Here is an 11696-nt window from a genome sequence, read left to right on the forward strand (position 1 = left end):
AAAGAAGATGCTTCTCACAAATTTCTAAGATTTGTCGAAGTTTGGCCGAAAGCCTGACGAGCCATGCGTGCACCGAAATAGAGCGACCGCAGAGTCCGCCTATCCCGTTACATGGAATGTTCCACTCGGCACGCTCACCCCCCTTTGGCAAAAGAAGTCGATGAAATGAATCTCAAGTTCAGTCATAAAATTCTGTTGGCCGCGTCAGGCGTCGTGGTTTTAGCCTTCGCGCTATTTACGCTCTACAACGACTACCTGCAGCGCAGTACCATCAGGCAAAACCTGACATCGTCCATCCAGCAATCCGGCGAGCTGACCGCCAGCAGTGTGCAGAACTGGCTCAGTGGTCGCATCCTGGTCCTCGAGAATCTGGCGCAGAACGTTGCCCACCAAGGCAGTGCGGCCGACCTTCCTGGTTTGGTCGATCAGCCAGCATTCACCACCAATTTCCAGTTCACCTATGTAGGTCAAACCAACGGGGTATTCACCCAGCGCCCTGACGCGAAGATGCCTGACGACTATGACCCTCGTCAGCGCCCTTGGTACAAGCAAGCAGTAGTCGCGGACAAAACCATGCTTACTCCGCCTTATATGGCGGCTGTGGGCGGTCAGATCGTGACAATTGCCATGCCGGTGAAAAAGAACGGCGAGTTATTGGGTGTTGTCGGTGGTGACCTGAGCCTGCAGACACTGGTGAAGATCATCAACTCAGTAGACTTCGGTGGTATCGGCCATGCGTTCCTGGTCAGCGGTGATGGCCAGGTCATCGTCAGTCCAGACCAGGACCAGGTGATGAAGAACCTCAAGGACATCTACCCTGGCACCCATGTGCGCATTGAGAAGCTCAATCAGGACGTTGTCCTCAACGGTCAGGATCGCATCCTTTCCTTCACGCCTATCAGCGGCTTGCCTGGCGCTGACTGGTACATCGGCCTTTCGATCGACAAAGAAAAAGCCTATGCCCCGCTGGGCAAGTTCCGTACTTCGGCCTTGATTGCGATGTTGATTGCCGTTGTCGCCATTGCGGTACTCCTGAGCCTGTTGATTCAAGTCCTGTTGCGCCCGCTGACCACCATGGGCGTGGCCATGCAGGACATTGCCCAAGGCGAAGGTGATTTGACCCGACGTCTGGACGTGACCAGCAAAGACGAGTTCGGCGAGGTCGGCAGCGCATTCAATCAGTTCGTCGAGCGAATCCACGCGTCGATTTCCGAAGTGTCTTCGGCAACGCGCCAGGTGCACGATTTGTCCCAGCGTGTGATGGCTTCATCTAATGCGTCGATCATCGGTTCTGACGAACAGAGCGCGCGTACCAACAGCGTGGCCGCAGCCATCAACGAACTAGGGGCTGCCACCCAGGAAATCGCGCGCAACGCCGCGGATGCGTCCCAGCACGCCAGTGGTGCCAGCGAACAAGCTGACGATGGTCGTAAAGTGGTGGAGCAAACCATCCAGGCGATGTCTGAGTTGTCGCAGAAGATCAGCCTGTCCTGCACTCAGATCGAGACCCTTAATGCCAGTACCGACAACATCGGGCACATCCTGGATGTGATCAAAGGTATTTCCCAACAAACCAACTTGCTCGCCCTCAACGCGGCGATCGAAGCGGCCCGTGCTGGTGAAGCCGGGCGTGGTTTTGCCGTGGTGGCGGATGAAGTGCGTAATTTGGCGCACCGTACCCAGGAGTCGGCAGAGGAAATTCACAAGATGATCACTTCGCTGCAAGTGGGCTCGCGTGAAGCTGTGACCACCATGAACGCCAGCCAGGCTTCCAGCGAAGAAAGTGTCGAAGTCGCCAACCAGGCAGGTGAGCGTCTGGTCAGCGTGACGCAACGTATCGTTGAGATCGACGGCATGAACCAATCCGTCGCGGCCGCCACCGAAGAGCAGACCGCAGTGGTTGAAACCCTCAACGTCGATATCAACCAGATCAACTTGCTAAACCAGCAGGGTGTGGCCAACCTCAACGAGACGCTCAAGGACTGCGATGCGCTGTCCCAGCAGGCCAGCCGACTGAAGCAATTGGTCGATAGCTTCAAGATCTGATCCTGACCGCATCGGAGCGAGGCCTCTCGCTCCGATCGCTTGGCCTCACGTCCAGGGTGCTATTCAGAGGAAGTTGATAGCGCTCAGGTAGTCGCAGCCTTTGCGTAACAGCGCCTGGCTCTTGGGTGGATAGCACATCCCCATTTTTTCCAAGCCCCACCGGGCATTGTCGTAACGGATCATCGATGTATCACCGATGTCTTCGCCCAGTCCGTCCAGGTAAAAGCCCAGCACCCCGAACAGTGCGTTATCGCGACTTACGTTGCGCAACGCCCGTTGCCAGTGTTCAACGCTGACTCGGTCAAAAACGTGCCCAGCCTCGCTGAAGGCGTCGAGGTACTGGTCCCAACTCAAGGGCAGCGGGTTGTGCAGGTTGAACACATGTCGCCCAGGGTCAAAGTGAGCGCTGTGGAAGGCGATGAAACGCGCCAGGAAGTCCACCGGCATCAGGTCGAAATTGGCGTCCAGTCGGGGGACCATCCCTAATTGCAGAGACCCCTTGAGCATCAACATCAAGCGGTTTTTCTGTGGCTGGCAAACGCCGTTCTGGCTGTTGAAGCTGATATTTCCCGGCCGATGAATATTGACCCAGGCCCCTTGCTCAACTGCCCGTCCTAATAGCCGCTCGGCTACCCACTTGGAGAGGTTGTAGCCATTTTTCACATAGAGCGGCAGTGCGCGTCGGGCAGGCGCTTCAAGCACGTACCCGTCGACGTCTACGCTGCTGCAGGCTGAGAGCGTCGAGATGAAATTGAGGACCTTCTTGCAATGGGTCTCGCAAAGACGCAGGCATTCCAGCACCGGCTCGACGTTGTCCTTTGCGAGTGAGGCGTAATCCATCACATGATTGACCTGCGCGGCGTTATGCACCAACACGCCGTAATGACGGGCGAGGTGCTCGTACACGTCGTCGGCCAAGCCCAGGCGAGGTTTACGAATATCGGCGGCGTATACCTGTACTCGGCTCAGGTCCAGATGTTCCAAGCGGTATTCACGCAATGCCTGGGCGAACCTTGCCGCTGCCGAATGGCCGGGCGACTCGCGCACCAGGCACGCCACGTCCTGCGCCCCGCCAGCCAGCAGTGCCTGGACGATATGCACCCCGACAAAGCTGTTTGCGCCAGTAACGATGGCTTTGCGCGAATCTCCCGCAAGGGTGTCGGGCAGAACCCCGACCTTCAGTGCGCGCGTCGCATCTTGCTCCATCTGGTTGGACGGTTTATCCGGCAGCGTGCCGCCATCCATGAGTGCGGCCAATGTGCGAATGGTCGGCGTCTCAAAAAAGGGGCTCAGGCAGAAGCTGCGGCCAAACTGCTCGCGCAGGCGTAGCAACAGAGTCGACAACAGGATGGAGTGGCCACCGAGGTTGAAAAAACTCTCATCAATCGAGAGTTCGCCTGCGGGTAATCCCAGCAGCTCACCCCACACGTCAGCCAGTTGTGCCTGCAAAGGGTCTTGTATGCGACAGCGATCCCTCCCGTTGGGTATGGGTATTGGCATGGCCAACAAGGCCTTGCGATCGATCTTGCCGTTATTCGAACGGGGCATGCATGCCAGTTCGCTCCAAGCGCTGGGCTGCATATGCACGGGCAACCACTGCCGAGCATGTTCCTTCAGGCTTGCCAGCGTAGCGCCAGATTCCGGCTGGGCGGCAAAGCCGATGACTCTGTGTGCCGTATCGATCACCACTGCCACTTGGCGAAACAAGCGACTATCGCGCAAGCACTGTTCAATATCCTGAGGCTGAACTCGAAACCCGCGGATCTTGACTTGCTCATCCCTGCGGCCGCCCAGCTCGATGCCCTCTTGCGTCCATTTTGCCAAGTCGCCGCTGCGATAAGCCTGTAGCACTTGGCCATTTGGCAGTGTCAGCGCCACGAACGGATTGTCGGGCCGCGATGGTGTATTTGAATAACCCAGGCTTACTCCGGGACCGACAATGTACAAGTCGCCCATTACCTGTTCATCCACGGGCTGCAGGTTCTCGTCGAGAATCAGCACCTGGCTGTTAGCGATGGGGAGGCCGATATTGCGATGGCTGTCACCTCGTTGGAATACCCGATGGGTCGCCAACACAGTGGCCTCGGTCGGCCCATAGAGGTTATGCAGCTGGCATTGACCGGCCAGTTGTTCGATCACGCAGGGCTCGCAGAAATCACCTCCGGTCAGTAAATGAGTCATGCCCAATGGCTGATCCAGCGGCAGGATGCTGAGCAGTGCCGGTGGCACAAACCCATGAGTGACGCATTGCTTGCGAATCAGCTCTACCAGTTGCTGAGGGTCGTGACGTTGGTCTGGGCTGGGGACAATCAACGCGGCGCCAACGATCAATGCAGGGAAAATATCGATCAGTGAAGAATCGAAGCCCAGTGGCGAAAACTGCAGGACGCGACTGTGTTGATCCAACGCCACGCAACTGACGAGCCAGGCCGTGAAATGCGCCAGGTTGTATTGGCTCAGCAGTACCCCCTTGGGCTGGCCCGTCGTACCCGAGGTGAACAGTGCCACGCACGGCTCGTCGGCACGGGGATGACGGTGCATCAGCGGTTGCGTCATGTCGGCGCTGTGCGCGGCAACCTGGCTCACATCAAGTGAAACGAAACGCTCTCGCAATGGGTGCTGGCCATTCTCCAGCAGCACACAGGCCTTGAGGCTGGTCAGCATGCAGTGCTGGCGTTGCTCCGGGTGGTCAGGCACCAGCGGCAAATACACGGCGCCACAGCCAAGCACCGCGAGAATGCTGGCGTACAACTCGGCGGATTTCTCCAGGCATACGCCGACCACTTGTGGAGCCTCGGCATCCTCCAGCAAGGGAAGCAGGCGTTGTTGAATAGCCATGGCTTGTTGCTGGAGCTGCCGATAAGTCAGCGCATGACCGGCGATGTTCAGCACTGTTCGATGTGCGAAGGTATTGAGGCTGGCCTGCAGCCGTTCGATCATGGGCGTTCGGGCCGCTTGCAACAAGGCAGGGTCCGCCGTGTGGTTGAATCGGTGCATGAAAGCCAAGGCATCCAACTCCTGCAGGCCCTGTTCAGGCCAGGCGTTAGCAGCGGCCGTTGCCGAGAAGTAGGCGGGGTCTCTTGAAAAACCGCAGACCAACAAAGCAGCCCACTCCACCACTGCATTCGTTGCCTGCTGACGCAACCGCTGCCCATTGCCGCTGGGTTCCTGGGCAACGTCGTGCACCGTCAGCAGGCGCCGCTCCCGGTCATAGCAGCGCAACTGCAATGAGGGCAGCCCGTGTTCGCAGAGCGGGCCGATACCCACGCGCAAGCTTAACCATGGCGCACTGGCGGGCGAGGGCGGCAGCGGCTGACTCCCGTCTTCAATAACCAGATCCACAGACCCCGCTCCTGCCACATGCCCATACTGCTCCAGCTCCTGCTTGAGCGCCGCCAGAGCGTTAGTGGTACCACGCCACTCGATCTGCAAGCGCCTCATGCCAACCTCATCGATACGGGCAGATAGTCGCGCAGGGCTCGTGCCACGCTGGGGGTTTGCAGTACGCCGCTGTGGTGCAGAAAGCCCATGATATTGGACACCAGCGGATGTTGGTGGGTGATGGGAAAATCCAGCGCCCGGATTTCGTCGCGCAGTGCCACGCGAGTGTGGGCACTGATCGTCAAGTGTTCGATCAGTTGCAGATCGAAGTCTTTTTGTAGCTCGTTGGTCAGGTAGTGCGTCAGGAATACGGGCAGGGCTTGAGCAATGTGGTCGCGATCTTGCGGGCTTGCCGACTGCCAGTAGAGGCGCACCAACTGTGTCCAGAACCGCGCATGCCGCCCTTCATCAAACAGATGATCGGCCATCAGGCCGCGGACAGAGGATTTGACGCTGGCGTCTTTGGAAAACGCTGCGACGTCATGGGTGACGGTGTTCTCGGCGATGGCGACGCCGATCAGCTCAACGGCATCGTGCAAATATGTCGGTACCTGCGCCTGGGCTGCCGGAAGCGCGCGGCTCAGTTCAATTTGCCCGGGTAGATCGAGCGGTTGAATCCCGGTCATTGCCACGGCTTGCTGAAGGAAATCCAGGGCTACCAGCGCGTGGTAATCCTCGTCGACAACGACCGTCATCGCGTCGTAACGGCAGGCGAGCGGGAAGGGCAGGGAGAAGCGATTTTTAGCAATGCTGCGCGCGGTTTTGTCGACGATCTCGTTTTCGAAAATCACCACGTCATTGATGAATTTGTAGAAGCTTTGCACCAGCACGAAGTCGCGCCATTGCGGGCAGTGCTTGAGAAAGGTTGCACTCAGCACCAGAGGCTGGCGGCACAGGGGGAAGATGAGTTTGTCGTCGTCTTCCAACATCCGCCGGGGGCGTGTGCGGATGGTTGCGCGACGTTCCCAGTCATCGGCAAAGGATTGGTAGCTGACGGCGTTCACGGACGTACCTCTTGCATCGAGGCCAGCACGTCGTCCCAGAGGGTAATACGACTTTCCACGGCGCCCAGGGCGGCGCTATCGGCTTGTTGCTGACGACTGGGGTCGGCGTCGATCAGGTGCGTTAGCAACTGTTGCGCCGCAGGGCCGTGGTCATCGCCGTCCAATTCGATATGGCGGTTGAGGTAGTAACATAACGTAGGGGCCTGCCGACCTATGAAAGCATGGCTATGCAAAAGCCCCTTGAACATTGACGGAATCACACTCTCGCGGCCATGCAGGAACGCCGCCGCCACACAGTGGGTCGGGGCGCTCAAGGCGATTTGTAAGGTGCTGTCGACGAAGCGGGCCACGCCCAGGGGAGCATCGCTCATTTGCAAGGCTGCGCTTACCTCCACTCCCTGGCTTTGCAGGTCGATGAAGCGAGTGATTGCGACGGTGCTGGCGCCCACTTCCGTCATCGCGTCAAGGTACAGCTCGAAGTGGCTGCAATAGCCCCGTGTCGGGTGTTCGTCAGACTCTTCAGCCAGCACGATTTCATTGATCAGGCGGGCAGCGCGGGGGGCAGCGCAGGGGAGCCAGGGTAACTGCGTGCACGTGAGGTCCTGTTGCAGGCGTTTGGTCAGGCTCATGAAGTCCCAGACCGCAAATACATGGTGTTCCATAAAGTGTTGTAACTTTCCCACGGTGGTTATTTCTATAAATAACGGGTGGTCGAACAATTTTTGTTTTTTTTGCTCAAGTAAATAGTGATGCATGGTTGACGCCTATAGTTGTTGCGAGTGCTTTAAAAGCAGTGTTGGACTGTTATAGTTGTGGGTGCAAGAGTAACTTGATCGCGTTCACGCGCACGGCGCTACCATTTAAATAGGCGGCCGCAGCGGTATGGGAAGGCGTGGCTTGCTGAGCGAAGATAATAAGCTGATTGAATGTTTGAACCGGTATGCAAATGTATTAAAGGACTTTGCCGATGTTTATATGTGCGGTAAATTGCCCGGCTATAGGTGAGATTTTTCCGTGCACTAAGTCGGCGTTAATCGTTCTTTAGTTGTTTTTTAAATATTTCTGATGGAGCAACAACCCTGATAGGGAAGCTGCTCCATCACCTGAGGATTAAGGGCAAAAGCAAAAAAACTTACTGCACGGCTTTTTTGTCGGCGCTCTCAAGGCTGCTGAGGTAGGTGGCGATCACCTCCATGCCTCGCATCAAATGGTTACGTAACGTCAGGATGCTCTCCTCGACCTTCTTCTGCGCCACCAGGCTCAGCAGTTCGCGGTGATCTTCCTGGGAGGTCTCGCCCAGCCCCATCGCCTCAAGGTTGAAGCGCAGGAAGCGTTCCTCCTCATTCAACCCGTGCTCGACCAGGGTGAGCAGTCGCTGGTTGGGCGCCTTGCCATATAGCACCATGTGAAACAGGCGATTGAGGCGACCAATCTCGGTGTAGTCTTTTTCGCTTTCCAGCGAATTGATACAAGCCTCGGCTTGAGCAAGGTCCGCGTCGGTGAGCAGCGGAATCGACAGGCGCAAGGCTTCGGACTCCAGCAACATGCGCAAGGCATAGGTCTCTGCCGAATTGTCCTCGATCAAGGGGGCAACGACGGCACCCTTGTGAGTCACCACATGCAGCAAGGATTGCGCCTCCAGCTGGCGCAAAGCTTCACGCACGGGCATGCGGCTGACGCCGAACAGGCTGGCCAGTTCTTGCTGGCGCATGGCGGTGCCACAGGGCAATCGCCCATCGAGGATGGCATTACGCAAGGTTTCTTCAATAACGGAGCGCGCAAGATGGGCGGGAATAGGCCCGCTGATTTTGATGCTGCTTAATGGGTTCGGCTTCTGCGTCACGGTTGCGCTATCCTCCTTTCTTGAATAATAGGTTGGCTAATTGGATCCAAAGAACACTAAAGATGGGCCAGGCGCTTGTCAAACAGCCAGAGTTTCCGTTTGTAAGGGCTTACACAGCATACTTTGTGTCTCTCACAGGAGGCGGTTATAAAATCACCGCCTACTGTGATGATTGCACTGTGCCATTGTTTTTTGTAGGGCCAGGCTTCACCATTCCTTGAAATTCCGTCTCTTTCATGGACTGAACACTTTGGCGGTAAGTTTTATTCCCTATCGACTGCTTTGCTGGCTTTTATCAGCAATTTTACTGGCTGGCCTGATGCTCGGCGGGCTGCGTGCCGATTGGGATTTCTCGCAGATCAGCCGCAAGGCCACCGCCGTCTACGGCCCGTTGGGGCAAGGCCAGCAGCGTATCGACGCCTGGCAGCGGCTATTGGCGAGCGAAAAACAGGTCAGCGAGCAGGACCAGCTCAAGGTCGTCAATTTGTTCTTCAACAAGCAAATGACCTACGTGGAAGACATCGATCTCTGGCACGTTGTCGATTATTGGGAGACACCCGTCGAAGCACTCTGGAAAGGCGCCGGTGACTGCGAAGACTACGCCATCGCAAAGTATTTCAGTTTGCGTCACCTGGGGGTGTCCAGCGACAAATTGCGCATTACCTACGTCAAGGCCTTGCGGCAGAATCGGGCGCACATGGTCCTGACCTATTATTCGACCCCAGACGCTGTCCCACTGGTGCTCGACAGCCTGATGGATGAGATCCTGCCGGCCACCCGTCGCACCGATCTAGTCCCGGTGTACTCATTCAACGCCGAGGGGCTGTACTTGCCCGGTGCCAAGGGCAACAAGAAAGTCGGTGATACCAAACGCTTGTCGCGCTGGCAGGATGTGTTGAGAAAAATGCGTGCGGAAGGCTTCCCAGCCGAGCCTGCCAACTAGGAGTAACTGATCGGATGTCTCTGTTCAAACAGCTATTGATTGCAATCTGTCTGTTCCTGGTGGTCGCCTTCAGCGGCAGCTTCATGGTCAGCCTGGAAAGCTCGCGCACCCAATACGTCAACCAACTGCGCTCCCACGCCCAGGATGCCGCAACGGCGTTGGCGCTGTCGCTGACCCCGAATATCGATGACCCGGCCATGGTGGAGCTGCTGGTCAGCTCGATCTTCGACAGCGGTTACTACGCCAGCATCCGCGTCGTGGACCTGGCCACCGACAAAACCATCGTCGAGCGCAGCGGTATTCCTGACAACAACGGCGTGCCCAACTGGTTCGTCAACCTGATCGGCCTGGAGCCGGCCGGTGGTGATGCGCTGGTCAGCCGTGGCTGGGAACAGGCCGCACGGGTAGAAGTGGTCAGCCATCCGATGTTCGCCCTGGCCAAGCTCTGGCAAAGCGCCCTGGGTAGCCTGGGCTGGTTGCTGCTGTGCGGCGCGGTCAGCGTGGTGCTCGGTGGGCTGTTGCTGCGCCGGCAATTGAAGCCGTTGGACTATATGGTCAAACAGTCCCACGCCATTGCCCGCCGCGAGTTCCTCAGCCTGCCTGACTTGCCCCGCACGCCAGAGCTGCGGCGCGTGGTACAGGCCATGAACCAGATGGTGGAAAAGCTCAAGGCGCTGTTCCAGGAACAGGCCGAGCGTAGCGAAAAACTGCGCACCGAATCCTATCAGGACAACCTCACCGGCCTCGCCAACCGCCGTTATTTCGAGATGCAGCTCAACGCCCGCGTCAGTAACCCGGAAGAGACCAACTCCGGCTACCTGCTGTTGCTGCGGGTCAAGGACCTGGCCGGCCTCAACCAGCGCCTGGGTGGCCAGCGCACCGACCAGTTGCTGCAAGCGGTTGGCGAACAACTGCTGCGCCAGTGCGCGCCGTATCCGGAAACCCATAACCTCGTTACCCGTATCCGCGGTGGCGAGTTCGCGGTGCTGGCGCCGGGGTTGATGCGTGAAGAAGCGGTGCAACTGGCGCAAAACCTGGAAAGCACCTTGCTCAGTCTGCAAGCGACGGGCGCCAGTGACGTTACGCCGGTCGCCTATATCGGCCTGGCGCCGTTCAGCCATGGCGACGCGCCCCAAGCCTTGTTGACCCTGGCCGATCAGGCCCTGGCCCAGGCCCAAGCGCAGGGCGACACCAGCTGGGTGTGCCTGGACCGCAGCGCCGCCGCCAGCGTGGGAGACGATCACCATGCCTGGCACACCTTGTTGGACCAGGCCCTGACCCAGCAGCGCTTCCAGCTGTATTTCCAGCCGGTGGTGGCCAGCCAGGACCCGCAGTTGGTCCTGCATTACAAAGTGCTGTCGCGCTTGCAGGGCGAGGACGGCCACCCCATACCGGCCGGGCGCTTCCTGCCGTGGCTTGAGCGCTTCGGTTGGTCGGCCCGCCTGGACCGCCTGATGCTGGAGCAGGTGCTCAAGCAGATGAGCAGCCACACCGAGAACCTGGCGCTGAACCTCTCGGCCGCGACCCTGCAGGACCCCCAGGCTCTGAACCGCATCTATGACCTGCTACGTCAGCACAGCAACCTGGGCCCGCGCCTTACCCTGGAGATCGGTGAAGAGCAACTGCCTGAGCAGCCCGTGCTGGAACAGATGACCCAGCGCCTGCGCGAGCTGGGTTTCTCCCTCAGCCTGCAACGTTTCGGTGGGCGGTTCAGCATGATCGGCAACCTGGCGCGCCTGGGCCTGGCGTACCTGAAGATCGACGGCAGCTACATTCGCGCCATCGACCAGGAAAGTGACAAGCGCCTGTTTATCGAGGCCATCCAGCGAGCGGCCCATAGCATCGACCTGCCACTGATTGCCGAGCGTGTAGAGACCGAGGGCGAACTGAAGGTGATTCGTGAGATGGGGATTTTCGGAGTGCAGGGCCAACTGTTTGGCGAGCCCGCGCCCTGGAAATAATTTACCTGTAGGAGCGAGCTTGCTCGCGAAGATCGCCAACGATAATGCGCAAAGCCTGACACCCCGTGACGATTTCAGTTTTTTCGCGAGCAAGCTCGCTCCTACAGGGGTAGGAGCGGTTGGATTAAATCAATCCTTTCTCGTCATCATCGATCAACTGGCTCAACCCACCCAACGCTTCCCGCGCCTGGTTACGGTCCATCAACTTGGCCTGGGCTGCCGGCGGCAGGTCGGTCACGCTGATCACCCCTTTGCGGGTCAGCACCTGGATCAAGTCATCCAGCACCCGGATCATCTCCAAGTCGCTCTGCTTGAGCTGGGCCAGGCTGGTTTCCACCACTTCGTTGGCGTACCAGGCCTGGATCTCATGGTGATCGGCCGGCAGGGTTTCAGTGGATTCGGTAAAGGCGATAGCCTCTACGCGAACCAGTGCGCCCTGTGCATCACGTTGCACGTAAAACATAACAACCCCTCGAAAATGCGCCACAGGCGTTCAACAGCATAGGTCAACGCTGCGT

The 11696-nt window shown here is 58.2% G+C and carries 8 protein-coding genes; 3 read left to right on the forward strand and 5 right to left on the reverse strand.

The annotated features are described in order from the left end of the window. Positions 1-165 precede the first annotated feature (165 nt). Complete coding sequence (locus AB4P90_RS01535; protein ID WP_014716359.1) at positions 166-2046, forward strand: methyl-accepting chemotaxis protein; 1881 nt, start codon at positions 166-168, stop codon at positions 2044-2046. A gap of 63 nt (positions 2047-2109) precedes the next feature. On the opposite strand, the gene AB4P90_RS01540 is transcribed toward AB4P90_RS01535, so the two are convergent. The 4 genes from AB4P90_RS01540 to AB4P90_RS01555 form a co-directional block, all read right to left on the reverse strand. Continuing rightward, positions 2110-5487 carry an amino acid adenylation domain-containing protein gene (locus AB4P90_RS01540; protein WP_395605588.1) on the reverse strand — a complete coding sequence of 1126 codons (3378 nt, stop codon included), beginning with the start codon at positions 5485-5487 and terminating at the stop codon, positions 2110-2112. Then, positions 5484-6431, reverse strand: coding sequence for a diiron oxygenase (locus AB4P90_RS01545; protein ID WP_395605589.1), 948 nt, complete (start codon positions 6429-6431; stop codon positions 5484-5486). Before AB4P90_RS01545 ends, AB4P90_RS01540 begins: the two co-directional genes overlap by 4 nt. Further along, a complete protein-coding gene (locus AB4P90_RS01550) occupies positions 6428-7186 on the reverse strand; it encodes a DUF3050 domain-containing protein (protein ID WP_060766969.1) in 759 nt (252 codons plus the stop codon). Before AB4P90_RS01550 ends, AB4P90_RS01545 begins: the two co-directional genes overlap by 4 nt. 377 nt (positions 7187-7563) lie before the next feature. Beyond that, positions 7564-8274 (reverse strand): GntR family transcriptional regulator, encoded by a 711-nt coding sequence (locus tag AB4P90_RS01555; RefSeq protein ID WP_014716363.1) that lies wholly within the window; start codon positions 8272-8274, stop codon positions 7564-7566. 319 nt (positions 8275-8593) lie between these two features. Between AB4P90_RS01555 and lapG the strand changes: the two genes are divergently transcribed. Both lapG and lapD read left to right on the forward strand, forming a co-directional pair. Next, positions 8594-9217, forward strand: a complete 624-nt coding sequence (gene lapG, locus AB4P90_RS01560; protein ID WP_019819857.1) for a cysteine protease LapG — start codon at positions 8594-8596, stop codon at positions 9215-9217. Between the two features lie 14 nt (positions 9218-9231). Continuing rightward, on the forward strand, positions 9232-11178 hold the full coding sequence (gene lapD / locus AB4P90_RS01565; protein WP_395605590.1) for a cyclic di-GMP receptor LapD: 1947 nt from the start codon (positions 9232-9234) through the stop codon (positions 11176-11178). Between the two features lie 124 nt (positions 11179-11302). On the opposite strand, the gene AB4P90_RS01570 is transcribed toward lapD, so the two are convergent. Next, positions 11303-11641 (reverse strand): hypothetical protein, encoded by a 339-nt coding sequence (locus tag AB4P90_RS01570; protein WP_014716366.1) that lies wholly within the window; start codon positions 11639-11641, stop codon positions 11303-11305. Between the last annotated feature and the right edge of the window lie 55 nt (positions 11642-11696).

It is taken from the genome of Pseudomonas sp. B16120, from assembly GCF_044218845.1.
Lineage (GTDB): Bacteria > Pseudomonadota > Gammaproteobacteria > Pseudomonadales > Pseudomonadaceae > Aquipseudomonas > Aquipseudomonas paracarnis.